The 23,310-nt window shown below is 65.6% G+C and carries 22 protein-coding genes; 12 read left to right on the top strand and 10 right to left on the bottom strand.

Annotation, left to right across the window (positions count from 1 at the left end; all coding sequences use genetic code 11):
• Positions 1-48 precede the first annotated feature (48 nt).
• Positions 49-1,395 (top strand): 30S ribosomal protein S12 methylthiotransferase RimO, encoded by a 1,347-nt coding sequence (rimO, locus tag CEY09_RS11775; RefSeq protein WP_052017870.1) that lies wholly within the window; start codon positions 49-51, stop codon positions 1,393-1,395.
• A 79-nt stretch (positions 1,396-1,474) separates the two neighbouring features.
• Here the strand turns inward: rimO and CEY09_RS11770 are convergent, their stop codons facing one another.
• Complete coding sequence (locus tag CEY09_RS11770; protein ID WP_006224691.1) at positions 1,475-2,035, bottom strand: ferritin-like domain-containing protein; 561 nt, start codon at positions 2,033-2,035, stop codon at positions 1,475-1,477.
• A gap of 231 nt (positions 2,036-2,266) precedes the next feature.
• Here CEY09_RS11770 and CEY09_RS11765 point away from each other — a divergent pair, with 231 nt between their 5' ends.
• The 5 genes from CEY09_RS11765 to CEY09_RS11745 are packed head-to-tail and all read left to right on the top strand — an operon-like array spanning position 2,267 to position 5,295.
• Positions 2,267-2,854, top strand: a complete 588-nt coding sequence (locus CEY09_RS11765; protein WP_006224692.1) for an LOG family protein — start codon at positions 2,267-2,269, stop codon at positions 2,852-2,854.
• A 36-nt stretch (positions 2,855-2,890) separates the two neighbouring features.
• The gene (locus CEY09_RS11760; protein WP_006224693.1) at positions 2,891-3,457 is read left to right on the top strand and encodes a hypothetical protein; all 567 of its coding nucleotides are present in this window, start codon (positions 2,891-2,893) and stop codon (positions 3,455-3,457) included.
• A 30-nt stretch (positions 3,458-3,487) separates the two neighbouring features.
• On the top strand, positions 3,488-4,114 hold the full coding sequence (locus tag CEY09_RS11755) for an HAD hydrolase-like protein (RefSeq protein WP_088588719.1): 627 nt from the start codon (positions 3,488-3,490) through the stop codon (positions 4,112-4,114).
• A 15-nt stretch (positions 4,115-4,129) separates the two neighbouring features.
• Positions 4,130-4,756: a pyridoxamine 5'-phosphate oxidase family protein gene (locus tag CEY09_RS11750; protein WP_088588718.1), complete on the top strand. Its 627-nt coding sequence runs from the start codon at positions 4,130-4,132 to the stop codon at positions 4,754-4,756.
• A gap of 20 nt (positions 4,757-4,776) precedes the next feature.
• Positions 4,777-5,295 (top strand): class IV adenylate cyclase, encoded by a 519-nt coding sequence (locus tag CEY09_RS11745; protein ID WP_088588717.1) that lies wholly within the window; start codon positions 4,777-4,779, stop codon positions 5,293-5,295.
• Between the two features lie 4 nt (positions 5,296-5,299).
• Here the strand turns inward: CEY09_RS11745 and fmt are convergent, their stop codons facing one another.
• The gene (gene fmt / locus CEY09_RS11740) at positions 5,300-6,241 is read right to left on the bottom strand and encodes a methionyl-tRNA formyltransferase (protein ID WP_088588716.1); all 942 of its coding nucleotides are present in this window, start codon (positions 6,239-6,241) and stop codon (positions 5,300-5,302) included.
• A gap of 103 nt (positions 6,242-6,344) precedes the next feature.
• On the bottom strand, positions 6,345-6,857 hold the full coding sequence (gene def / locus CEY09_RS11735; protein ID WP_006224698.1) for a peptide deformylase: 513 nt from the start codon (positions 6,855-6,857) through the stop codon (positions 6,345-6,347).
• 224 nt (positions 6,858-7,081) lie between these two features.
• Here def and dprA point away from each other — a divergent pair, with 224 nt between their 5' ends.
• The 3 genes from dprA to CEY09_RS11720 all read left to right on the top strand — a co-directional run bounded on the left by dprA (position 7,082) and on the right by CEY09_RS11720 (position 9,684).
• Positions 7,082-8,194 carry a DNA-processing protein DprA gene (dprA, locus tag CEY09_RS11730; RefSeq protein ID WP_088588899.1) on the top strand — a complete coding sequence of 371 codons (1,113 nt, stop codon included), beginning with the start codon at positions 7,082-7,084 and terminating at the stop codon, positions 8,192-8,194.
• A 111-nt stretch (positions 8,195-8,305) separates the two neighbouring features.
• A complete protein-coding gene (locus CEY09_RS11725; protein ID WP_006224700.1) occupies positions 8,306-9,214 on the top strand; it encodes a hydroxymethylglutaryl-CoA lyase in 909 nt (302 codons plus the stop codon).
• Positions 9,211-9,684 carry a hypothetical protein gene (locus tag CEY09_RS11720; protein ID WP_006224701.1) on the top strand — a complete coding sequence of 158 codons (474 nt, stop codon included), beginning with the start codon at positions 9,211-9,213 and terminating at the stop codon, positions 9,682-9,684. Before CEY09_RS11725 ends, CEY09_RS11720 begins: the two co-directional genes overlap by 4 nt.
• A 98-nt stretch (positions 9,685-9,782) precedes the next feature.
• On the opposite strand, the gene CEY09_RS11715 is transcribed toward CEY09_RS11720, so the two are convergent.
• Both CEY09_RS11715 and CEY09_RS11710 read right to left on the bottom strand, forming a co-directional pair.
• Positions 9,783-10,799, bottom strand: a complete 1,017-nt coding sequence (locus CEY09_RS11715; RefSeq protein WP_006224702.1) for an amino acid ABC transporter substrate-binding protein — start codon at positions 10,797-10,799, stop codon at positions 9,783-9,785.
• Positions 10,800-10,990: 191 nt separating this feature from the next.
• Positions 10,991-12,232, bottom strand: coding sequence for an aminotransferase-like domain-containing protein (locus CEY09_RS11710; protein WP_006224703.1), 1,242 nt, complete (start codon positions 12,230-12,232; stop codon positions 10,991-10,993).
• 200 nt (positions 12,233-12,432) lie between these two features.
• Here CEY09_RS11710 and CEY09_RS11705 point away from each other — a divergent pair, with 200 nt between their 5' ends.
• Positions 12,433-13,152 (top strand): YggS family pyridoxal phosphate-dependent enzyme, encoded by a 720-nt coding sequence (locus tag CEY09_RS11705; protein ID WP_088588715.1) that lies wholly within the window; start codon positions 12,433-12,435, stop codon positions 13,150-13,152.
• 165 nt (positions 13,153-13,317) lie between these two features.
• Positions 13,318-14,286 carry a Bug family tripartite tricarboxylate transporter substrate binding protein gene (locus CEY09_RS11700; protein WP_088588714.1) on the top strand — a complete coding sequence of 323 codons (969 nt, stop codon included), beginning with the start codon at positions 13,318-13,320 and terminating at the stop codon, positions 14,284-14,286.
• Between the two features lie 87 nt (positions 14,287-14,373).
• Here CEY09_RS11700 and CEY09_RS11695 read toward each other — a convergent pair whose 3' ends face one another.
• From CEY09_RS11695 to CEY09_RS11680, 4 genes are all read right to left on the bottom strand, one after another.
• On the bottom strand, positions 14,374-14,763 hold the full coding sequence (locus CEY09_RS11695; protein WP_088588713.1) for an Hsp20/alpha crystallin family protein: 390 nt from the start codon (positions 14,761-14,763) through the stop codon (positions 14,374-14,376).
• 30 nt (positions 14,764-14,793) lie between these two features.
• Complete coding sequence (locus CEY09_RS11690; protein ID WP_088588712.1) at positions 14,794-15,237, bottom strand: Hsp20/alpha crystallin family protein; 444 nt, start codon at positions 15,235-15,237, stop codon at positions 14,794-14,796.
• Positions 15,238-15,429: 192 nt separating this feature from the next.
• The gene (locus tag CEY09_RS11685; protein ID WP_088588711.1) at positions 15,430-19,389 is read right to left on the bottom strand and encodes a DUF3683 domain-containing protein; all 3,960 of its coding nucleotides are present in this window, start codon (positions 19,387-19,389) and stop codon (positions 15,430-15,432) included.
• Positions 19,390-19,520: 131 nt separating this feature from the next.
• Complete coding sequence (locus CEY09_RS11680; RefSeq protein ID WP_088588710.1) at positions 19,521-20,141, bottom strand: YqaA family protein; 621 nt, start codon at positions 20,139-20,141, stop codon at positions 19,521-19,523.
• Between the two features lie 107 nt (positions 20,142-20,248).
• Here CEY09_RS11680 and ilvA point away from each other — a divergent pair, with 107 nt between their 5' ends.
• Positions 20,249-21,757 (top strand): threonine ammonia-lyase, biosynthetic, encoded by a 1,509-nt coding sequence (gene ilvA, locus CEY09_RS11675; protein WP_006224710.1) that lies wholly within the window; start codon positions 20,249-20,251, stop codon positions 21,755-21,757.
• Positions 21,758-21,934: 177 nt separating this feature from the next.
• Here the strand turns inward: ilvA and CEY09_RS11670 are convergent, their stop codons facing one another.
• Positions 21,935-23,074 carry a porin gene (locus CEY09_RS11670; RefSeq protein ID WP_088588709.1) on the bottom strand — a complete coding sequence of 380 codons (1,140 nt, stop codon included), beginning with the start codon at positions 23,072-23,074 and terminating at the stop codon, positions 21,935-21,937.
• Positions 23,075-23,310: the final 236 nt, after the last annotated feature.

Here is a 23,310-nt window from a genome sequence, read left to right as displayed (position 1 = left end):
GGCGCCGGCACTTCCGCCAGCAATGGCAGCAACTCGACGCTGGAGGCCATCACGGCGGCCGCCCAGGACGCTAATCCGGGTCGCGCGCCGCGTGTGGGCTTCGTGTCGCTGGGCTGTCCTAAAGCCCTGGTGGACTCCGAACGCATCCTGACCCAATTGCGCACCGAAGGATACGAAGTCACGCCCGAATACAACGATGCGGACGTCGTCGTCGTCAACACCTGTGGATTCATCGACAGCGCCAAGGCGGAATCGCTGGAAGCCATCGGCGAAGCGCTGGCCGAGAACGGCCGTGTCATCGTCACCGGCTGTATGGGCGTTGAGGAAGCGGTGATCCGCAAGGTGCACCCCAGCGTGCTGTCGGTGACCGGTCCCCAGCAATATGAAGAAGTGGTGCGCGCCGTGCACGACGCCGCCCCGCCCAAGCAAGACCACAACCCCTACCTGGACCTGGTGCCGCCGCAAGGCGTCAAGCTCACGCCGCGCCACTACGCCTACCTGAAGATTTCCGAAGGCTGCAATCACCGCTGCAGCTTCTGCATCATCCCGTCGATGCGCGGCGACCTGGTCAGCCGTCCGGTAGGCGATGTGCTGAGCGAGGCCGAGCGCCTGGTCAAGGCCGGCGTGAAGGAAATGCTGGTGATCTCGCAGGACACCAGCGCCTACGGCGTGGACGTGAAATTCCGCAGCGGTTTCTGGAACGGCCGCCCGGTCAAGACCCGCATGACCGAGCTCTGTCTGGCCTTGTCCGAAATGGGCGTCTGGACGCGCCTGCATTACGTGTACCCGTACCCGCACGTGGACGAAGTGATCCCGCTGATGGCGGAAGGCAAGATCCTGCCGTACCTGGACATCCCGTTCCAGCATGCCAGCCCGCGCATCCTGAAGGCCATGAAGCGTCCGGCCTTCGAAGACAAGACCCTGGCCCGCATCAAGCGCTGGCGCGAGATCTGCCCCGACCTGACCATCCGTTCGACCTTCATCGTCGGCTTCCCCGGCGAAACCGAGGAAGATTTCCAGTACCTGCTGGACTGGATGCAGGAAGCGCAGCTGGACCGCGTGGGCTGCTTCCAGTATTCGCCGGTGGAAGGCGCGCCCGCGAACCTGCTGGACAACCCCGTGCCGGACGACGTGAAGCAGGACCGCTGGGAACGCTTCATGGAATTGCAGCAGGGGATCTCGACCGCGCGCCTGGCCCGCAAGGTCGGCCGCGAGATCGACGTGCTGATCGACGAAGTGGACGAAGACGGCGCCGTGGGCCGCAGCAGCGCCGACGCGCCGGAAATCGACGGCTGTGTCTACGTCAGTTCGGACAAGCCCCTGAAGGCGGGCGACATGGTGCGCGTGCGCGTCACCGATTCGGACGAGTACGACCTGTGGGGCGACGCGATCTGATCGATGCAGCTAGGCGCTGGGCGCCGCTGCAATGAGAAAACCCGGCCTCGCGAGGCCGGGTTTTTTTATGCCGTCTTGCTTACGGCTTGACCAGAAGGTCCGACATGTCGTCGGCGTGTTCCTCTTCCACCGCCAGGATCTCTTCCAGCATGCGGCGCGTGGTGGAGTCCTGCTCGCCCAGGTAATCGATCATCTGCCGGTAGCTGTCGATGGCGATGCGCTCGGCGATCAGGTTTTCCTTGATCATCTCTTCCAGCGTGGCGCCTTCCACGTATTCCGAATGGCTGCGCTCCAGGAGGCCCTTGGGCGACAGGTTCGGTTCGCCGCCCAGTTGCACGATGCGCTCGGCCAGGCGGTCCGCGTGCTCTTGTTCCTGCATGGCGTGTTCGGCGAACTCCGCTGCCACCGGCTCCGCATTCAAGCCGCGGGCCATGAAGAAGTGGCGCTTATAGCGCAGCACACAGACGATCTCGGTGGCCAACGCTTCATTCAGCAGCTTCAGCACCGTCTGCCGGTCCGCGCGGTAGCTATCGGTGACAGCCCCCGATTCAATGTCCTGGCGCGCCTTGGCACGGATGGCCTTCACGTCCATGTCGAACGGACGGTTTGCCTTCTGGGTGTTTTGGGTTGCTTGTTCCATATCGTTAGCTCCTCGGGTTAGTGAATGCACTACGACGCTGGATTTCCAGTCGTACCGAACAACTCAGTCTACCGATCATGGGCGATCTTGCTGTGTCCAAACATTGCTCCTGCCCCCCATTAGCCATGCCGCCCGGGCCGCGGGAACCCTGCGCAAACCTTGCGTAAACTATCGGCTTCCCGAAATGCCCGTGACGCAATCTGTAACGGGACAGGCAATCTCCGACCTTTTATGACTCTGAAGAACATTTGCGTGTATTGCGGCTCGAACCCCGGCACCCGCCCGGACTACATCGAGCAGGCCCGCGTGCTGGCCCGCGAATTGGTCAAACGGGACCTGGGCCTGGTGTATGGCGGATCGGTCGTCGGCATCATGGGCGTCATCGCCAATGAAGTGCTGGCCGGCGGCGGCCGCGTGATCGGCGTGATTCCCGAGATGCTGCAAAAGAAGGAACAGGCGCACCTGGGCCTGACCGAACTGCATCTGGTGCAGAATATGCACGAGCGCAAGGCCATGATGATCCAGAAGGCCGATGGATTCATCGCGCTGCCGGGCGGCGCCGGCACGTTGGAGGAATTCTTCGAAGTCTGGACGTGGGCGCAGCTGAACATGCATCAGAAGCCCTGCGGCCTGCTGAACATCGCGGGATACTACGATGCGCTGGTGCAATTCGTGGACCATGCCGTCGACGAAGCGTTCATTCGCCCCCAGCACCGCGACATGCTGGTCGTGGAAGAAGACCCCGCCGTCCTGCTGGACCGCTACGCGATCTACGAAGCGCCCAATGTCTCGAAGTGGTTCGACCCCATCAAGGCGTAAAACCGCCCTCTCATGCCCTCAACGGAAGCCTACGCAATGATCCTCGATTCGTTGTCCCCTTCCTCCACCGAGTCCGTGTTGCGCGACTATTTCCACGCCAAGGACGAGAACCGCCCGCACTACATGGCGCGCGCGTTCGCCGACGACGCCGTGCTGAAGATGGCCCTGCGCACGCAGGCCATCGCCTTCCCGCCTGAATCGCATGGTCTGGCCGCGATCGCCGATACGCTGGTGCGCAAGTTCGGCCAGACCTACGACAACGTCTACACGTTCTACCTGTCGCGGCCGGAGCCGGGCGCCCGCTTGCCTGATTACCAATGCGACTGGATCGTGGCCATGACCGAAAAGGCCACGGGCAACGTGCGCGTGGGCTGTGGCCGGTACGACTGGAAATTCCAGGCCGAACCCTACCGCGCCACCGACCTGACCATCACGATCGAAACCATGGTGACGCTGCCCCCGGGCGACATGGCCGCCGTCTTCGGCTGGCTGCTGGCGCTGGACTACCCGTGGACGAACGCCGCGCGCGTCGTGGCCAGCGCCCCGCCGCTTGAAGCGCTGGCACCGGTCGTGCACTATCTGCTTCACCCCAACGGCTTGTAGCCCCGTCTCAGCCGGCTAATGGATTCTTACTTGAAATACGACATCGCAGCTTTTGATTTTGACGGAACCCTGGCGGACACCATGCCCTGGTTCAATTCCATCCTGAACACCGTGGCCGCCAAATACGGCTTTCGCAAAATCGACTTGTCGGAACGCGAAAACCTGCGCCACCGCGAGGCCTCGGAAATCCTGAAGTACCTGGGCATCCCGCTGTGGAAGCTGCCGGCGATCATGTCGCACGTGCGCACGCTGATGCAGGACATCGATCCCAGTGTGCATCTGTTCGACGGCATCCCCGACGTGCTTGCGCGCCTGAAGGCCGCCGGGCTGCGTCTGGCGGTGATCAGTTCGAACTCCATTGAAAACGTGCAGCGCGTGTTGGGCCCGGACGCAAGCGCCTTGTTCGACGACTACGAATGCGGCACCGACCTGTTCGGCAAGGCCGCCAAGATCGACCGCCTGATGCGCCGGCACGAAGTTGCCCCCGAACGCTTCCTGCTGGTGGGCGACGAAATGCGCGACATCGACGCCGCCCGTAAAGCAGGCGTGCAAGTGGGTTCGGTCGCCTGGGGTTATAACCATGTAGATGCCCTGCGCGAACGCGGCCCCGACGCGATCTTCCTGGCCGTCGACGACCTGCCCGCCATCCTGGCCTGAACCCGGACCTCCGCCATGCACACCGATCCCGCCCACCTTGTCACCGACGCCGCCGCCTTGCAGGCGCTGTATGGCTCGCCCGGCGAAGCCTCGCTGAAGAAGGAGGTGGATCACGTGCATCCGCACTATCGCGCCTTCATCGAAGCAGCGCCGTTTGCGGTGCTGGCCACGTCGGGCCCCGGCCGGCTGGATGCCTCGCCGCGCGGCGACCCCGCCGGCTTCGTCGTGGTCGAAGACGAAAAGACGCTGTTGCTGCCCGACCGCCGCGGCAACAACCGCATCGACAGCCTGCTGAACATCCTGGCCGATCCCCGCGTGGCGCTGCTGTTCCTGGTGCCGGGCGTGGGCGAGACCCTGCGCGTGAACGGCACGGCGCGCATCAGCGTGGAACCCGCCCTGCTGGCGCGCTTCGAGGTGGACGGCAAGCTGCCGCGCTCCGTGCTGATCGTCGACGTGCAGACGGTCTACTTCCAATGCTCGCGCGCCCTGCTGCGCTCACGCCTGTGGGACCCGGAGACGCAGGTGCCACGCAGCGCGCTGCCCAGCGTCGGCCGCATCCTGTCCGACCTCACCGCCGGCACCTTCGACGGCGCCACCTACGACCGCGACCTGCCGGCGCGCATCACCAGCACGCTGTATTGATCCACACCGAAGGACGCCCCATGGCCCGCAACGTCGAAATCAAGGCGCAAGTCGACAGCCTGGCGGCCATCGAGCCCCTGGCCGCCGCGCTGTCTGGGCAGGAGCCCGTCTCCATCGCCCAGGACGATACCTTCTTCACCTGCACGCATGGGCGGCTGAAGCTGCGCGCATTCGCCGACGGCACGGGCGAACTGATCTTCTACCAGCGCGCCGACGATATGGGCCCGAAGGAAAGCTTCTACGTCATCTCGCCGACCGATTCGCCTGACACCTTGCGGGAAGCCCTCACGCACGCTTACGGCGCGATCGGCCGCGTGAAGAAGCAGCGGACGGTGTTCATGGCCGGACGCACCCGCATCCATCTGGACCGGGTGGAAGGCCTGGGGGAATTCCTGGAATTGGAAGTGGTGCTGCGCGACGGCGAAAGCGCCGCGGCCGGCATGGAAGAAGCCCGCACCCTGATGGACGGGCTGGGCGTGGCGCCCACCCAGTTGCTGTCGGGCGCCTACCTGGACTTGCTGGCCGGCCGCCAGCCGTAACGCCTTAGTCCGGCTGCCAGCCGCGCACGAACACGTCCACCGGCTGGCGCTTGCCGCCGGCTTTCTGCAATTCAAGCAGCCGCAACACGCCGTTGCCCGTGGCGATATCGATGCCTGACGCATCGGCGCGCAGCACGCGGCCGGGTTCCGCCGTGGTGGGCGTCGCCAGTGCCTGCGCGCGCCAGACCTTCACCGGATCGGGCAAGCCGGGCAGGCGGATGCTGGCGCCGGGCACCGGGTTGAATGCGCGCACGCGGCGTTCCAGCAGTTCGGCCGGCTGGGTGCAATCCAGGGCGGCTTCGGCCTTGTCCAGCTTGGCCGCGTAGGTCACGCCGGCTTCCGGCTGCTTGGTGGGCGAAAGCCCGCCTTGGTCCAGCGCATTCAATGCCTGGACGATGGCTTCGCCGCCGGCCAGCGCCAACGCGTCGTGCAATTGCGCCGCGTTGGTGTCGCCCGTGATGGGCACCACGCGTTCCAGCAGCATGTCGCCCGTGTCCAGGCCCTCGTCCATCTGCATGATGGTCACGCCGGTCTGCGCATCGCCGGCTTCGATCGCGCGCTGGATGGGCGCGGCGCCGCGCCAGCGCGGCAACAGGCTGGCGTGGATATTCAGGCAACCCAGGCGCGGCAGGTCCAGCACCCATTGCGGCAGGATCAGGCCGTAGGCCGCCACCACCATGACGTCGGGCGCGACTTGCTCCAGCAGCGCACGGGCCTCGGCGGCTTCATCGGGATAGCGGCCGTCCAGGCGCAGGCTGCGCGGCTGGGCGACGGGAATGCCCGCGTCCAGCGCGGCCTGCTTGACCGGGCTGGGCGTCAGCTTCAGCCCCCGCCCGGCAGGACGATCGGGCTGCGTCATGACGAGCGCGATGTCGTGGCCCGCGGCCCGCAAGGCGTCGAAGGCGATACGGGCGAATTCCGGCGTGCCGGCAAAGACTAGGCGCATGAGATGAAGAACTAAGAATGAAAGTGGATTCCGGGGCGCCGCGGATCCGGCTTTGCCGGCCAGCCGGCGCCTCCCCTCGGCGGGTAGGACGAGGGATTTCCCGTCAGTCGCGCAGCGCTTCGCGCTCGGCCTTCTTCAGCTTGGTCTTGATGCGGTTCTGCTTCAGGTTAGACAGGTATTCGACGAAGACCTTGCCTTCCAGATGGTCGAGTTCGTGCTGCACGCACACGGCCAGCAGGCCGTCGGCTTCGAATTCAAAAGGCTTGCCGTCGATGTCCAGCGCCTTGCAGCGGATACGCGAGGCGCGTTCGACCTCGTCGTAGACGCCAGGCACCGACAGGCAGCCTTCTTCGTAGATCTTGTGGTCGTCGCTACGCCAGGTGATCTCGGGATTGATCAAGGTCAGCAGCTGATTGCTGTCTTCGGATACGTCGATCACGACGACGCGCTCGTGCACGTCCACCTGGGTCGCGGCCAAGCCGACGCCCGGCGCGTCATACATGGTCTCGGCCATGTCGCGCACCAGTTGACGGATGCGGTCGTCGACTTCGGCTACCGGCTTTGCCTTTTTGTGCAAGCGCGGGTCCGGGTAGCGAAGGATAGGAAGTAAAGCCATTGCAGGGGTGTCGCCGGTGATTGAATGCTTACTTAAGAGTTTAATTCATTAGAGTCTTGATTTCTAATAGTTTTCGGCTAAGTCGAGCATTGCGGGCATTGCTGCGTCCCCGCTTATTGCGACGTTCGACAGAGGCATGGTGTGAGCGTATTGTCCCGCTCGCCCAGCGTCGCCTGCCCCGCATGCGACACTCACGCACCCGTCGACGCTTCACGCGCTTGCCCATGCCGCTTACGCATTCTTCCGCCGAACTGTCCGCCTGGCTGCGGCTGTCCCTGGAACCCAACATCGGTTCCGCCACCGCCTGCATGCTGCTGGGCGCGCTCGGCCTGCCCGAACAGATCTACGCGCAGCGCGCCACGGCGCTGGTCCGCCAGGTTCCCGAAGCGCTGGCTCGCCAGTTGGCCGCGCCCATGCCTGAGGACATGGCGGCCCAGGTGGACAGCGCACTGGAATGGGTCAGCGCCCCCGGCCGGCACATCCTGACGCTGGCCGACCCGACCTATCCGCAAAGCCTGCTGACCATCGCCGACCCGCCCATCCTGCTGTACGTGGCGGGCGACCCGGCCTATCTGCAAGGCCCGTCGCTGGCCGTCGTGGGCGCCCGCAACGCCACGCCCGGGGGCCAGGAAAACGCCCGCGCCTTCGCCCGCCATCTGGCCACGCACGGCTGGCGCGTCGTCAGCGGACTGGCGCTGGGCATCGATGCGGCGGCGCATGAAGGCGCGCTGGACGCCGGCCCGGACGGGGCGGGCACGGTGGCGGTCATGGGCACCGGCATCGACCGCATCTACCCCGCCCGCCACCGCGATCTGGCGCACCACATCGCCGCGCAGGGCGCGCTGGTTTCCGAATTTCCGCTGGGCACGGGCGCCCTGCCCCCGCACTTCCCCAAACGCAACCGCATTGTGGCCGGACTGGCGCGCGGCGTGCTGGTAGTGGAAGCGGCCAAGCAAAGCGGGTCGCTCATCACGGCGCGGCTGGCGGGCGAAAGCGGACGCGAGGTGTTCGCCATCCCCGGTTCCATCCATTCGCCGCTGTCGCGCGGCTGCCATGCGTTGATTCGCCAAGGCGCCAAGCTGGTGGAGACGGCCGCCGACATTACCGACGAGCTGGGCGGCGGCCCGATGCCCGGCGTGCGCGGCGCCCCCCGGCCCGAAGCGTCGCTGCCCGCCCACCCCGTGCTCGAGGCGCTGGGCTTCGACCCGCTGCATCTCGATACCCTGCAGGCGCGCTTGACGCTCAACACCGGCGACCTGCAAGCGCAGCTGGTGGAACTGGAATTGCAGGGCCGCCTCGCCCGTCTGGACGACGGCCGTTATCAGCGCCTGAAGTAGGGCCGCATTCCCCCGCCCCGTGCAAGCGAAGTGCCTCGCGATGGCGCTAATATTGGCGCAAGCGCCGCAGCCTTGCGCGCTGCGTCACCCAATACCGAACCAGGAAGAGACATGGCTTTGCCCTCCCGCGTGAAGATCGTCGAGGTGTCGCCTCGCGACGGTCTGCAGAATGAAAAGGAATTCGTGCCCACCGACATCAAGGTGGAACTGGTCAACCGCCTGGCCGCGGCGGGCTTCCCCAATGTGGAAGCCGCCTCGTTCGTGTCGCCCAAATGGGTGCCGCAGATGGCCGACGGCGCAGACGTGATGGCGCGCATCGAACGCCGTCCCGGCACGATCTATTCGGTGCTGACGCCGAACATGAAGGGCTTTGAAGGCGCACTGGCCGCCGGCGCGGACGAGATCGTGATTTTCGGCGCCGCCAGCGAAGCGTTCTCGCAAAAGAACATCAACTGTTCCATCGCCGAATCCATCGCCCGCTTCGAACCGGTGGTGCAAGCCGCGCGTGAAGCCGGCATCCGCGTGCGCGGCAGCATCAGCTGCGCGCTGGGGTGCCCGTACCAGGGCGACGTTCCCGTGGAATCGGTGGTGGACGTGGCGCAACGCTACCTGGCGATGCAGGTCGATGAGATCGACGTGGCCGACACCATCGGCGTGGGCACGCCGCAGCGCGTGCGCGACGTGATGGCGGCGGTGACGCGCGTAGTCGACCCGGCTCGCGTGTCCGGCCACTTCCACGACACCTACGGCCAGGCGCTGGCCAACATCCTGGCCGCGCTGGAAACCGGCATTTCCATCTTCCATACCTCGGTCGCCGGCCTGGGCGGCTGCCCCTACGCCAAGGGCGCCACCGGCAACGTCGCCACCGAAGACGTGCTGTACATGCTGCGCGGGCTGGACATCGACACCGGCGTGGACTTCGACGCCGTGGTCGATATCGGCCAATGGATGTCGGCCCACCTGAACCGCAAGGGTTCCAGCCGTGCCGGCAACGCAATCGCCGCCAAACGGGCCGCATGACCTCGCCTGACACCGCCCCCGCCGAGCAAGACCGGGCCGCGCTCCTGCGCGAGATCGGCCCGCTGCCGCTGTCGGGCCAGGCATGGCCCGACTGGGTACGCATCCTGGCCTGGGTGATCCTGGCGGTGCTGGGCGTGCAGGTGGTGACGACCGCCATCCGTGCGCCCGCGCAGCCGTTCGATACCGTGCTGGCGGTGGTGGTGGTGCTGTGCTTCGTGGGGCTGCTGTTCGTGTCCTGGCACATGCAGACGTCGATCACCACCATCGATGACCGCGGCCTGCGCCAGACCTGGTTCACGCGCCGCGAAGTCGCCTGGGAAGACGTGCGCTATGCGCGTTTCGTGCCCATGCTGTTCTCGAAACGGCTGGTGGTGTTCACCCACCGGGGACGGCCCGTGATCCTTCAGGGCGGCACACGCGAATTGCGCAGCGCCTTCGTGAAGATCGCGCAGGTGTACCGGCGGGGGTGATGGTTGCGCGCGATCGGCGACGATATCCTTGCCGACGAATCCGCGCGCTCCGCCATCCTGCCGATATTGGCCGTGCCTTGTATGGCCGTGCCTTGTATTTAACGGATCGGCAACGCGTACATCAAACCGCCCTGCGTCCATTGCGCATTCAGGCCGCGCTTGATCTTCAACGGGCTGCCCTGGCCTACGTTGCGCTCGAAACTCTCGCCGTAGTTGCCCACCTGCTTGACGATGTTGTAGGCCCATTTTTCGTCCAGCCCCAGGTTGGCGCCGCCGCCGGGCGTGACGCCCAGGATGCGCTTGATGTTGGGGTTGGCGCTCTTGGCCTGTTCGTCCACGTTCTTGGACGTCACGCCGTATTCTTCCGCTTCGATCATCGCCGACAGCGACCAGCGCACGATGTTCAGCCACGTGTCGTCACCCTGGCGCACGAAGGGGCCCAGCGGCTCTTTCGAGATTATCTCGGGCAACACGACGTAGTCGTCGGGATTCTGCAGCTTCGAGATGCGGATGGAAGCCAGGCCCGATGCGTCCGTGGAAAAGACGTCGCAGCGGCCCGCGGCGAACGCGTTGACCACTTCGTTGAACGTCTCGATCACCACCGGCTTGTACGTCACGTTGTTGGCGCGCGCCCAGTCGGCCAGCGTGTTCTCGTTGGACGTGCCGGTCTGCAGGCAGATCGTGGCGCCGTTGATCTCTTTGGCGCTCTTCACGCCCAGCGACTTCGGCACCAGGAAACCCTGGCCGTCGTAGAAGTTGATGCCGGCGTGGATGATGCCTAAAGCGGTGTCGCGCTGCTGCGTCACGGTGGTGTTGCGCGTCAGCACGTCCACTTCGCCGGATTGCAGCGCAGTGAAGCGTTGCTGCGAATTCAGCGGAACGACCTTGATCTTGTCGGCATCGCCAAAAACCGCCGCGGCGATGGCGCGGCAGAGATCCACGTCCAGCCCCTGCCATTTGCCTTGCGCATCGGGCGCCGAGAAGCCCGCGAAGCCCGTGGTCGTGCCGCACGCCACCGCGCCGCGCTGGCGCACGACGTCCAGTGTTGCCGCCTGCGCGCCTTGTGCCGCCGCCATCAAGAGCGCCGCGCCCACCAACCCTTTTGCAATGTTCATGACCTGGATTCCTGTTATGCCGGGCGCGGGGACGCGCCGAGGCGAGAAGCTTATAGACATGAAGCGCCCGCGCCAAATAACAAGCGCTTATTTAGGTATATCCGCCCGCACCCCGCATGCGGGCGCCGGCGGACAGGTTCCCAGCATAACCAAGGCTTGCGCGGCCGGGCTTGGCCGCGGTCAAGCCACGATCACGCCGCCAGCGAGATCGAGACGGGTTCGTTGGCTTCGCAGGCTTCCAGCGCGCGGCCCAGCCGGACCATGCCCTGGGCGATCTGGCTTTCGTTCATGGTGGCAAACGACATGCGCATAGCGAAGAGATCAGCCTGGTCGGCATTGGCGTAGAAGGCCTTGCCCGGCACGTAGACCACTTCGTGCTCGATGGCGTACGGCAACAGGCGCGTGGCGTCCACGTCACCCGTCAGACGCGCCCAGAAGAACATGCCGCCTTCGGGCTTGCTGAAGCTGATGCGGCCGTTGAGCTCGCGGGCCAGGGACTCGGCCATCGCGTCGCAGCGCAGGCCGTAGGCGGCGCGGATGCGCGGCACGTGCTCTTCATAGCGGCCGTTGGCCAGGTACTGCGCCACCGTTTCCTGGATCCATGCGGACGAGGCCATGTCGTCGGCCGCCTTGGCACCGACGCAGCGGCGGCGGATCTCGGGCGGCGCGACCAGCCAGCCGATGCGCAGCGCGGGCGCCATGGTCTTGGACATGCTGGCCAGGTACACCGCCCAGTGGCGGGCTTCGCCTTCGGCCAGGGCCGCGATGGGCGGCACCGCTTCGCCGGCAAAGCGCAGTTCGCTGTAAGGGTCGTCTTCCACGATCAGGAAACGGTGCTTGACCGCCAGCTCCAGCAGGCGCAGTCGGCGCTGGCGCGTCAGCGTGGCGCCGCAAGGATTCGAGAACGACGCGACCACGCAGACCATCTTGGGCTTGATGCGGGCCGCCAGTTCATCCAGCGCGTCCACATCGATGCCGTCGGGGCCGGAGGGCACCGTATGCACCGTGGCGCCCGTGTAGCGCAGCGCCTGGACGGAATTCGGGAACGCGGGCGACTCGATAATGGCATGGTCGCCGGGTTGCAGCATCACGCGGGTCAACAGCGCCAGCGCCTGCTGCGATCCGCCCGTCACCATCAGTTCCGTGTCGGCGTTGCACTCCAGGCCGCGCGCGGCGGACAGGCGCGCCAGTTCGTGGCGCAGGCTGGCCTGGCCGTCGATGTTGGAATACTGCAGGCAGGCGCCCAGGCGGGCCAGGACCTGCGTCGACGCGATCGACAGGCCCTCCACATCGAACAGCTCTTGCGCGGGGTAGCCGCCCGCAAGCGAAATCGTGCCCGGCCGCATGGCGTAGGGCATGAGCGATCGGATGGGGGATGCAGGGGGATTCAGGAAAGGCGTGGCAAAGGCGTATTCTGGCGCAGCGCTGGACATGGCGGGGGACTGGAAAGGTGGGAGACCGTGTCGCCCGAGGGGCGGCGCCGGGAGGGCATAGAACATTGAAATATAAACAAATCTCGGTAAATTCTAAGCCTGGCGATTACGCAGGGTCAACGGCGAAAGCGGCCGGTGTGGCGAAACGATCCTGCAAGAGTCCTACACTATGGGACATCCTGTTCCTGCAAGAGAGCTGCATGACCGTCGAAGACACCATGGCCGGGCGCCTTGCCCGGATTCAACAACGCATCGCCGACGCGTGCGCGCGCGCCGGACGCGCGCCCGGCAGCGTCGTCCTGCTGCCTGTCAGCAAGACCTTCGATGTGGACGCGATCCGCGAAGCCATGGCGCTGGGCCTGAACCGGTTCGGCGAAAACAAGACGCAAGAGATCCGCCAGAAGGCCGCCGCGCTGGCGGGCCAAGGCCTGGAATGGGTGCTGATCGGGCACCTGCAGACCAATAAATCGAAGGACGCCGCCCGCGACGCGACCGAAGTCCAGTCGCTGGACCGCCCCGACCTGGCTGAAGCCCTGCACCGCCGGCTGCTGAACGAAGGCCGGACGCTGGACGTGCTGGTGCAGGTGAAAACCTCGACCGAGCCCAGCAAATTCGGCATGGCCGCCGAAGACGTGCCTGCCTTCCTGCGCCGCATCGCCACCGAATTCCCCACCCTGAAGGTGAAGGGATTGATGACTCTGGCGGTGAACTCTCCCGACCCTGAGGCGGTGCGCGCGTGCTTTTCCGCCCTGCGCCAGCTGCGCGACCGCTTGCGGGACGAGGACATCGCCGGGATCTCGCTGGACCGCCTGTCGATGGGCATGAGCGGCGACTTCGAACTGGCGATCGAAGAAGGCTCCACCGAAGTGCGCATCGGCACGGCGATCTTCGGCGCACGTACCTACCCCGATCCGCAGTAGCCGGCGGCGTGGTGCACTGCGGGAAAACCGGGGGGCACAAGGTCCCCTTTCGGACGGGCGCGCGAGGCATAATAGCGTCGCAAAAATAGCGACGCAGACCGACGGCGCAAGACACGACGCCGCCGACGTCGCGCTCAATACAGACCCCGCACGAGGAGACACCCCATGCAGAACCCCGCACGGCGCCTAGTGGCGCTGGCCGCCCTGTCGCTGGCCGCCGCCACCGCTTCCGCCCAATCCTGGCCCACGCAGCCCATCCGCTGGATCGTGCCCTACCCGGCCAACGGCGGCGCCGACGTCGTCGCCCGCACGGTTGCCAGCGGCCTGGAAAAGCCCCTGGGCCAGACCATCGTGGTCGAGAACCGCCCCGGCGCCGCCACCATCATCGGCGCCACCGCCATTGCGCAATCCGAACCCACCGGCTACATGATCGGCACGGCCGACTCCGGCACGCTGGCGTTCAACTCGTCGCTGTACGCCAAGCTGTCTTACGACCCGGCCAAGTTCACCTACATCGGCGGCATCGCCAAGTTCCCGCTGCTGCTGGCCGTGAACGTCAACTCGCCCTACAAGACGGTCGACGACGTGCTGGCCGCCGCCAAGAAGGAACCCGGCAAGCTGACGGCAGCCTCCGCCGGCGCGGGCTCGCCCCACCACCTGGCGCTGGAGCTCTTCAAGCAGCGCACCGGCGCCAACCTGCTGCACGTGCCCTACAAGGGCGCCGCCCCGGCCATCCAGGACCTGCTGGGCGGACAGGTGGACGTGATGTTCATCGACCTGGCCTCGGGCCTGCCCAACGTGAAGGCCGGCAAGCTGCGCGTCCTGGCAGCCGCCACGCCCGAGCGCGTATCGGTGCTGCCCGACACCCCGACGATGGCCGAGCAAGGCGTGGCCAACTTTACGGCCTACGCCTGGCAGGGCCTGGTGGGCCCCGCCGGCGTGCCGGAAGCGGTGGTCAAGAAGCTGTCGGCCGACCTGGACGCCACGCTCAAGACCCCGGCCGTGTCGCAGAAGATGCTGGACATGGGCGTGATCCCGATGCCGATGTCGGCGCAGGATTTCAAGGCCTATGCCGAGCAGGAACGCAGCGCCTGGGCCGACGTGATCAAGAAGGCGAACATCAAGCTGGAGTGATCGCGCCGCTGCCCGACCGGCCTAGGAAAAAAGCCGCAGCCCTTTGGGGCCGCGGCTTTTTTTGTGCCTGCCGGCGAGACGCCGGCGTCAGTCCGCCGTGACGGGGATGCGCCGGGCCTGCGCCTCGCGCGCACGCGGAATGCGAAGCGTCAGGACGCCCTGCTTCAGACTGGCGTTGATCTGCGCCCGGTCGAACTCCTGGCCAAGCCGGAACGCGCGCCGGAACACAGGCGCGCGCAGTTCGCCCAACACCAGTTGCAGATCTCCCGGCGTCGCAACAGATGCCTCGCCTTCGATCACCAGCACGTCAGACTCCACGTTGATGTGCAGCCGTTCTTTGGACACGCCGGGCAGGTCCGCCACCAGCGTGATGGCTTGCGGGTCTTCATAGACGTCCACGGCGGGCACGGTGACTGCCCTGTCTTCGCGCTTGGCCGAGTCGTCCGCGGTCACGGTGAGATCTTTACGTTCATTCATGATCGGTACTCCTTATGCGGTTGGCGGAACTTACTGCACGGGTACGACCCGCGGCTTGGACGACTCCTTGCGCTTGATCGAGATGGCCAGGCAGCCGTCCGTGTAGCGCGCCTGCACCAGGTCTGGATCCACGTCGGCAGGCAGCTCGATCACCCGCGTATACCGGCCGACTGCCCGTTCTCGCGCGTAATAGCGGGCGTTCTCCGGCAATGCCGGCGGGGTACGTTCGCCGCTGATGGTCAACACACGCTTTTCGAGCGTGACGTTCAGGTCGTCAGGCTGCATGCCTGGCACAAAGGCGACCACTTCGACCGAGTCGCCAGACACCCCGACATTCACCGGGGGGAACAAGGCTTGCGGGGTGGCGCGCAAGGCCGCCGGCACGCCGGCGCTGCGCAAGACGCGCCCCATATGTTCCTGAATCGCGTCGAAGGCCGACGCGAAGCCGCTATCGCTGAATGGAAAGTTGCTCATGTTGGTCTCCCAAGTGGAAAGGGACAGATCAGGACACGACGCAATCGCGGCTAGTGCGACCGCAGGTCTGATCGCCTCAGGACCAATGATGGGAGCAATTTCGCCGACTTCAAGAGTCGGCGAAATGGGGAAAAAAGGGATCGTCCGCCCTGCGCCACAGCGTGGCGCAGGGGTGTGAAAGCGGCGTGACGCCTACACCAGAACGCGCTCGATGCCGCCCGCGTTGGCGCGCTTCACGTAGTCTTCCATCCAGCCTTCGCCCAGGATGTGGCGCGCCATCTCGACCACGATGTAGTCTGCGTCCATGCCGGTGTCGCCTTCATAGCGCGACAGGCCTTGCAGGCACGACGGGCACGAGGTCAGCACCTTCACGTCGCCGGCAAAGCCGTCGCTGCGCAGCGCGGCATCTCCCTTCTGCAGCTCTTCCTGCTTGCGGAAACGCACCTGCGTGGAGATGTCCGGCCGGCTCACCGCCAGAGTGCCCGATTCGCCGCAGCAGCGGTCGCTCTTGATGGCGTCGTCGCCCACCAGGGCGCGCACCGTCTTCATGGGCTCCTGCAGCTTCATCGGCGTGTGGCAAGGGTCGTGATACATGTAGCGCACGCCCTTGGCGCCTTCCAGCTTGATGCCCTTTTCAAGCAGGTACTCGTGGATATCGATCAGGCGGCAGCCGGGGAAGATCTTGTCGAATTCATAGCCCGACAGCTGGTCGTAACAGGTGCCGCAGCTGACCACCACCGTCTTGATGTCGAGGTAGTTCAGCGTGTTGGCGACGCGATGGAACAGCACCCGGTTGTCGGTGATGATCTGTTCGGCCTTGTCCGTCATGCCGTTGCCGCGCTGGGGATAGCCGCAGCACAGGTAGCCCGGCGGCAGCACGGTCTGCACGCCCGCATGCCACAGCATGGCTTGCGTGGCCAGGCCGACTTGCGAGAACAGGCGCTCGGAGCCGCAGCCAGGGAAGTAGAACACCGCTTCTGTATCGGCGGTGGTGCCCTTGGGGTCGCGGATGATCGGCACGTAGTTCGCGTCTTCGATGTCCAGCAGCTTGCGCGCGGCCTGCTTGGGCAGCCCGCCCGGCATCTTCTTGTTCACGAAGTGCACGATCTGCTCGCGCAGCGGCGGCTTGCCCACGGTGGCGGGCGGCTTGGCCGTCTGCTTCTTCACCAGGCCCGAAAACAGGTCGTGCGCGGCGCGCTGGACCTTGTAGCCCACGCCCACCATCGCCTTGCGGGTGGCGTTGATGGTGGCCGGGTCCTTGGCGTTCAGGAAGAACATGGCGCTGGCCGTGCCCGGGTTGAACGACTTGCGTCCCATGCGGCGCAGCACGGCGCGCATGTTCATCGACACGTCGCCGAAATCGATGTCGACCGGACAGGGGTTGTAGCACTTGTGGCAGACGGTGCAGTGGTCGGCCACGTCTTCGAATTCTTCCCAGTGCTTCAGGCTGACGCCGCGACGGGTCTGCTCTTCGTACAAGAAGGCTTCCACCAGCAGCGACGTGGCCAGGATCTTGTTGCGCGGCGAATACAGCAGGTTCGCACGCGGCACGTGGGTGGCGCACACCGGCTTGCACTTGCCGCAGCGCAGGCAGTCTTTGATGGAATCCGAGATGGCGCCGATGTCGCTTTGCTGCATGATCAGCGACTCGTGGCCCATCAGGTTGAAGCTGGGCGTCCAGGCATGGCGCAAGTCAGCGCCCGGCATCAGCTTGCCGGCGTTGAAGTGGCCGTTGGGGTCGACGCGGCGCTTGTAGTCCTGGAACGGCGCCAGTTCGGCTTCGGTCAGGAATTCGTACTTGGTCAGGCCGATGCCGTGTTCGCCCGAGATCACGCCATCCAGGTCGCGGGCAATCTGCATGATGCGGTCGACGGCCTGATGGGCCTCGCGCAGCATCTCGTAGTCGTCCGAGTTGACCGGGATGTTGGTGTGCACGTTGCCGTCGCCGGCATGCATGTGCAGCGCCACGAACACGCGGCTTTTCAGCACGCGGCCATGGATGGCGACCAGCTCATCGACGATCTTCTTGTAGGCGGCGCCCGAAAACGCGCGCTGCAGCCCGGGCAGCACTTCCACCTTCCAGGACACGCGGATCGTGCGGTCCTGCACGATGTCGAACACGCGGGCGCCGGGTTGCGCGGCCAGGCGCTCGGAGAGCGCGGCATGCACGTCGCCCAGCCCCAGCGCCTGCAGTTCCGGCAGCGCCTGGCCCAGCGGCAGATCCAGGTTGTCCAGCAGCCATTGCCAGCGCTGGCGGGTGGCGCCCAGCAGTTCCAGCGCCTGACGCGTGCGCTCGGCCAGCACTTCGGCGCGGGTGCCGTCGATGTCGGCGTCGTCCGCCTTGCCCACCGGCAGCGGCGTGCACAGGTACGCGTCCAGCGCGCCCAGCAGCTTCAACTTGTTGCTGGTGGAGAGTTCGATGTTGATGCGTTCGATGTGATCCGTGTATTCGCCCATGCGCGGCAGCGGAATCACGACGTCTTCGTTGATCTTGAAGGCGTTGGTGTGGCGCGCGATCGCGGCGGTGCGCGAGCGGTCCAGCCAGAACTTCTTGCGCGCCTCGGGGCTGACGGCCACAAAGCCTTCACCGTGGCGCGTGTTGGCCAGGCGCACGACTTCGCTGGCGGCAGCCGCCACCGCGTCATCGTCGTCGCCCACGATATCGCCGATCAGGACCATCTTGGGCAGCACGCCGCGCTTGCTCTTGGTGGCGTAGCCCACCGCACGCAGGTAGCGTTCGTCCAAATGCTCCAGGCCGGCCAGGATGGCGCCGCGAGCACGGCCTTCGCCGTCCAGGTAACCCTTGACCTCGACGATCGACGGGATGGCGTCGCGCGCCTGCCCGAAGAATTCCATACAGACCGTGCGCGTGTGACGCGGCATGCGGTGCAGCACCCAGCGCGCGGACGTGATCAGGCCGTCGCAGCCTTCCTTCTGGATGCCCGGCAGGCCGGCCAGGAACTTGTCCGTGACGTCCTTGCCCAGCCCTTCCTTGCGGAACACGCGGCCTTTGATTTCCAGCGTTTCGGTCTTGAGCAGGCGCTCGCCGGGCTTGCCCTTGCCGTCGAACCACTTGAGCTCGAAGCGGGCCATCTCCACATCATGGATCTTGCCCATGTTGTGTTCCAGGCGGGTGACTTCCAGCCAGTTGCCGTCCGGATCGACCATGCGCCACCAGGCCAGGTTATCCAGCGCGGTGCCCCACAGCACGGCCTTCTTGCCGCCCGCGTTCATGGCGATGTTGCCGCCCACGCACGACGCTTCGGCCGAGGTCGGGTCCACGGCGAACACGAAGCCGGCGGCCTCAGCCGCTTCGGACACCCGCTTGGTCACCACGCCGGCGCCGGCATGGATGACGGCCACGGGCTCCGTGAGCCCGGGCAAAATACAGGACTCGACCTTACCCAGCTTGTCGAATTTTTCGGTATTGATGACGGCCGACTTCCACGTCAGCGGGATGGCGCCGCCCGTGTAGCCGGTGCCGCCCCCGCGCGGGACGATGGTCAGGCCTAGCTCAATACAGGCGGTGACCAGCGCGGCGATCTCGTCTTCGGAGTCCGGTGTCAGCACCACGAAGGGGTACTCCACGCGCCAGTCGGTGGCGTCGGTCACGTGGGATACGCGCGACAGGCCGTCGAACTTGATGTTGTCGCGCGCCGTGATGCGGCCCAGCACCTTCTGCGCCTGCTTGCGCATCATGGCGGTCTGGTCGAACTCGCCTTCGAAGGCAGCAATGGCGGACCGGGCGCGGCCCAGCAGGCCGACGACTTTTTCGTCGCGATGCGGATCGTGGCCTTCCTCGGTGGGGGAGCCCGGCTCGCGGCGGCGATCGATCTCGCCCAAGCGGTGATGCAAGGCGTCGATGAGCTGCTTGCGGCGCTTGGGATTGTCCAGCAGGTCGTCCTGCAGGTACGGGTTGCGGCGCACGACCCAGATGTCGCCGAGCACTTCGTACAGCATCCGGGCGGAGCGGCCGGTACGGCGTTCTCCGCGCAGGTCGCCGAGCAGGCTCCAGGCGTCTTCGCCCAGCAACCGGCCGACAATCTCGCGGTCGGAAAACGACGTGTAGTTGTAGGGAATTTCGCGCAATCGCGCGGGTGCTGCGGGCGGCATCGCCCCGTTCAAGATGTGGCTAGCGAGTGGGGCGTTCATGGCGGCAAGAGGGGCCCATAAAAAATTATTTTATGCCATCGGGCGGACTTGACCCCAAATACCCCTAGGAAGCCGGCCAAAAGCAGCAGGAAACGGCGAATATCCGTCCCTATTTAAGCGTGGTGTCAGTGTCAGAGTTGGCCGGGAAAGAACCACAGCAGGCTGGCGGTCATGACCAGATAGCGCAGGAATTTTCCGATCGCCATATAGACGACGCATGGCCAGAAGGGCAAGCGCAGCCAACCGGCTACCGCGCACAGCGGGTCGCCGACTGCGGGCAACCAGGACAGCAGCAGCGCCGGCGGACCCATCCGGTGGATCCAGTCGTGCGCGCGCTCGTTCCAGCGTCCGCGCATGCGGCCGCCTTCGGTCGCGTCGGGGTGCGGGTGGGGATAATTCTCCCCGCCGGGCCGCCCCAAGGGGAGAACGCCCCCTTGGGGGGCAGCAAGCCCGCTTCGCGGGTGCGGCGTGGGGGCCTTCGCCTCTTTCCAGCGTTCGACCGCTTTTTCGGCACCCAGGCCCATCCAGTAGCTGATTGCGCCGCCCACGGTATTGCCGGCGGTGGCCACCAGGACGGCCGGCCAGAACATGTCCGGCGACAGCTTGATGTAGCCGAACACCGCGGGTTCGGAGCCCAGCGGCAGCAGCGTGGCGGAAACGAGCGACACCGTGAAGATGGCCGACAAGCCCACCGAGGGCAGTGCCAGCATCCCCAGGAGCCAGTGAACAGCAGATAAGAGGCTTTCTTCCATGATGAGCGAGTGTAGCCGCGCGCAAGAGGACCCAGGTCGGAAACGATTGGGGCCTTTCCCTGCAATAATCGTGCCCACGTCCCCACTCTTGTCCCTACGCGCGGTCCATGTCCACTGATTATCTGAAACGCATCCTGACTTCCAAGGTTTATGACGTCGCGGTCGAGTCGCCGCTGGAAATAGCGCCCCAGCTGTCCCAGCGGATCTCGAACACGGTCCTGCTCAAGCGCGAGGACACGCAGGCGGTTTTCAGCTTCAAGCTGCGCGGGGCCTACAACAAGATGGCCAACCTGACGCCCGCCGTGCGCAATCGCGGCGTCATCGCGGCCTCGGCCGGCAACCACGCCCAGGGCGTGGCGCTGGCCGCGAGCCGCCTGGGTTGCCGCGCCGTCATCGTCATGCCCACGACCAGCCCGCAGGTGAAGATCGACGCAGTGCGCCGGCTGGGCGGCGAGGTCGTGCTGGCGGGCGAGAGCTTCACCGACGCCTATGCGCACGCGCAGATCCTGGAAAAGAAAGAAAAGCTGACCTTCGTCCACCCCTTCGACGATCCCGACGTGATCGCCGGCCAGGGCACGGTGGGCATGGAGATCCTGCGTCAGCATCCGGGCCCGATCGACGCCATCTTCGTCGCCATCGGCGGCGGCGGCCTGATCTCCGGCGTGGCCGCCTACATCAAGCAGTTGCGGCCCGAGATCAAGATCATCGGCGTGCAGACCGAGGACTCCGACGCCATGCTGCGCAGCGTGCGCGCCGGCCGACGCGTGCAACTGAACGACGTGGGCCTGTTCTCGGACGGCACCGCCGTCAAGATGGTGGGCGCTGAAACCTTCAAGCTGACCCGCAAGTACGTCGACGACTTCGTCGTGGTGGACACGGATTCGATCTGCGCGGCGATCAAGGACGTCTTTCAGGACACCCGCAGCGTGCTGGAACCGGCAGGCGCCATGGCGGTTGCCGGCGCCAAGCAGTACGCGGCCGAACACCATCTGAAGGGCAAGACGCTGGTGGCCATCGCCTGCGGCGCCAACATGAACTTCGATCGCCTGCGCTTCGTGGCCGAACGCGCCGAAGTGGGCGAAATGCGCGAAGCCGTCTTCGCCGTGACCATGCCCGAACAGCGCGGCAGCTTCCGCCGCTTCTGTGAATTGGTGGGTGAACGCAGCGTGACGGAATTCAACTACCGCATTTCGGATGCGGACCGCGCCCACGTCTTTGTCGGCATCCAGGTGTCGTCCGCCACCGAACCGGACAAGATTGCCGCGAACTTCCGCCGCCACGGGTTCGACACGCTGGACCTGACGCACGACGAAATGGCCAAGACCCACCTGCGCCACATGGTGGGCGGGCGTTCGGCGCTGGCGCGCGATGAATTGCTGTACCGCTTTGAATTCCCGGAACGCCCGGGCGCGCTCATGCGCTTTCTGAACGCGATGAACCCGGACTGGAACATCAGCCTGTTCCATTACCGCAACCAGGGCGCCGACTACGGCCGCATCCTGATCGGCATCCAGGTGCCGGCGGCCGACAAGAAGCAGTTCCGCACGTTCGTGGCCGAACTCGGCTATCCGCATTGGAACGAGACCGACAACCCCGCCTACAAGCTGTTCCTGTAGCAGCGGCGCCAGGCATCCCACCGCCGCCCCAATGCGAGAGGGCCTCCTTGCGGAGGCCCTTCCCTTCTGACCGTCAAGCGCGATCGACCGGACCCATGTAGGGGGGGCTCGCTGTCACTCGGCGGCTCACGGAGATAAGCCGCGCATTCAGCAAGGTCCGGCCGGGCGCGTTGCCGCTTAGAACCGGTGACGAATACCCATCGCGACGGCGGTGTCGCGCGCATCGTGCTGGAACGCGTAGTTGTCGCCGTAGGAGGCGTACGCGTACAGGTTGGTGCGCTTGGTGAAGTCGTAGGTGTAGCCCAGGCTGTACACGTTGAACGTGGCGTCGTCGCCCGTCAGCTTGTCGTTGCCCGGCGTCGCACGCTGCCACGAACCGAAGATGGCGTGGCGGCCCAGCGGCACGGTGGCGCCGATCAGGTACGAGTTGGCGCGGAAGCCGTCAGCCAGCTTGAACGAACCCAGGTTGTTCATGCCGGCGGGCGTGGTGCCCATGTTCTGGCCCACGAACCAGCCGTCGCGGGTCTGGCCGAAAGCAGCAGCCAGCTTCACGACTTCAAAGTCGTACGAACCGCCGATGATGTATTCCTGGATGCGTGCGGCATTCTTGCCGCCAGCGCGATCATTGGTCGGGTCGAATCGGTCGTACGCGGCCGCCAGATTCACCGGACCGTTGACATATTGAACACCGGCCGTCAGAACGCGGTTGTTGTTGCCGGTAGCGAAGCCGGTTTGACCCGGAGTGACCACGCCCGTCGAGCTAGTCTTCTCCGTCAGCGTGTCGTCCGCGCTGAACGAGTAGCCCACGCCTACCTTGAAGCCGTTCAGGCTCGGGGTTTGGTACAGGACCATGTTGTCCAGGCGCATCGTGTTGGCGCTGCCGAACGTGGTACCCATGTTGGCGGTGTTGTAGCTGATCGAGAACGGGTCGATCGAACCGAAGTATTTCGACGCCAGGTTCGTCTGACGGCCGAATTCCAGGCGGCCCCAGGAATCGCTGTCCAGGCCCACGGTGGCTTGACGGCCGAACAGGCGGCCGTTCTGCAGCGAATTGCCGTTCATGGGACCGAAACCGCCTTCCAGCGTGAACACGGCGCGCAGGCCGTCGCCCAGATCTTCCGTGCCGCGCAGGCCGAAGCGCGAACCGCTGCTCACGCCCTGCACACCGCCGAAGCGGCTTTGCGACACCCCATTGAACTTCACCTGCTCGTAGCCGACACCGGCGTCGATCAAGCCGTACAGCGTTACGGAGTCGGCGGCTTGCGCGGCGCCGGCAAAGCCTGCCAGCAACGCGACGGCCAATAGCGTCTTCTTCATGTAAATCCCCAAAATGGCGAGATGAAAGGCAGCCGCAAACGCGCCGTCCGAACGACGGGGCCTTCGCGTGCCGCTGCGAACCAGCAGGCGGCGTCTGCACTGAATCTAGTGTCCGGCTTGCGGCAACCCGAAGTAACACGGATTTCGACGAACTACTTTCCATGGTTGGGATAATGACGCGCAGCTGACTCTTCGCCAGGCGTGGAAATCCGCGTTAACGCCTTGAAAATAAATAT

The sequence above is a fragment of the Achromobacter marplatensis genome (genome assembly GCF_002209535.1).
GTDB classification, from domain to species: domain Bacteria; phylum Pseudomonadota; class Gammaproteobacteria; order Burkholderiales; family Burkholderiaceae_B; genus Achromobacter; species Achromobacter marplatensis.
Note: the sequence above shows the minus strand (reverse complement) of the source record. Positions and strands in the feature narration are given on the sequence as shown.

What these genes read in the sequence shown, in the direction of transcription:
- CEY09_RS11700 (WP_088588714.1), top strand. Translation starts at nt 13,318, where the DNA reads ATGCAGAACCCCGCACGGCGCCTAGTGGCGCTGGCCGCCCTGTCGCTG.
- CEY09_RS11705 (WP_088588715.1), top strand. Translation starts at nt 12,433, where the DNA reads ATGACCGTCGAAGACACCATGGCCGGGCGCCTTGCCCGGATTCAACAA.
- ilvA (WP_006224710.1), top strand. Translation starts at nt 20,249, where the DNA reads ATGTCCACTGATTATCTGAAACGCATCCTGACTTCCAAGGTTTATGAC.
- CEY09_RS11745 (WP_088588717.1), top strand. Translation starts at nt 4,777, where the DNA reads ATGGCCCGCAACGTCGAAATCAAGGCGCAAGTCGACAGCCTGGCGGCC.
- dprA (WP_088588899.1), top strand. Translation starts at nt 7,082, where the DNA reads ATGCCGCTTACGCATTCTTCCGCCGAACTGTCCGCCTGGCTGCGGCTG.
- CEY09_RS11710 (WP_006224703.1), bottom strand. Translation starts at nt 12,232, where the DNA reads ATGTCCAGCGCTGCGCCAGAATACGCCTTTGCCACGCCTTTCCTGAAT.
- fmt (WP_088588716.1), bottom strand. Translation starts at nt 6,241, where the DNA reads ATGCGCCTAGTCTTTGCCGGCACGCCGGAATTCGCCCGTATCGCCTTC.
- CEY09_RS11765 (WP_006224692.1), top strand. Translation starts at nt 2,267, where the DNA reads ATGACTCTGAAGAACATTTGCGTGTATTGCGGCTCGAACCCCGGCACC.
- CEY09_RS11760 (WP_006224693.1), top strand. Translation starts at nt 2,891, where the DNA reads ATGATCCTCGATTCGTTGTCCCCTTCCTCCACCGAGTCCGTGTTGCGC.
- CEY09_RS11720 (WP_006224701.1), top strand. Translation starts at nt 9,211, where the DNA reads ATGACCTCGCCTGACACCGCCCCCGCCGAGCAAGACCGGGCCGCGCTC.
- CEY09_RS11695 (WP_088588713.1), bottom strand. Translation starts at nt 14,763, where the DNA reads ATGAATGAACGTAAAGATCTCACCGTGACCGCGGACGACTCGGCCAAG.
- CEY09_RS11715 (WP_006224702.1), bottom strand. Translation starts at nt 10,799, where the DNA reads ATGAACATTGCAAAAGGGTTGGTGGGCGCGGCGCTCTTGATGGCGGCG.
- CEY09_RS11685 (WP_088588711.1), bottom strand. Translation starts at nt 19,389, where the DNA reads ATGAACGCCCCACTCGCTAGCCACATCTTGAACGGGGCGATGCCGCCC.
- CEY09_RS11690 (WP_088588712.1), bottom strand. Translation starts at nt 15,237, where the DNA reads ATGAGCAACTTTCCATTCAGCGATAGCGGCTTCGCGTCGGCCTTCGAC.
- CEY09_RS11750 (WP_088588718.1), top strand. Translation starts at nt 4,130, where the DNA reads ATGCACACCGATCCCGCCCACCTTGTCACCGACGCCGCCGCCTTGCAG.
- CEY09_RS11670 (WP_088588709.1), bottom strand. Translation starts at nt 23,074, where the DNA reads ATGAAGAAGACGCTATTGGCCGTCGCGTTGCTGGCAGGCTTTGCCGGC.
- def (WP_006224698.1), bottom strand. Translation starts at nt 6,857, where the DNA reads ATGGCTTTACTTCCTATCCTTCGCTACCCGGACCCGCGCTTGCACAAA.
- CEY09_RS11770 (WP_006224691.1), bottom strand. Translation starts at nt 2,035, where the DNA reads ATGGAACAAGCAACCCAAAACACCCAGAAGGCAAACCGTCCGTTCGAC.
- CEY09_RS11680 (WP_088588710.1), bottom strand. Translation starts at nt 20,141, where the DNA reads ATGGAAGAAAGCCTCTTATCTGCTGTTCACTGGCTCCTGGGGATGCTG.
- CEY09_RS11725 (WP_006224700.1), top strand. Translation starts at nt 8,306, where the DNA reads ATGGCTTTGCCCTCCCGCGTGAAGATCGTCGAGGTGTCGCCTCGCGAC.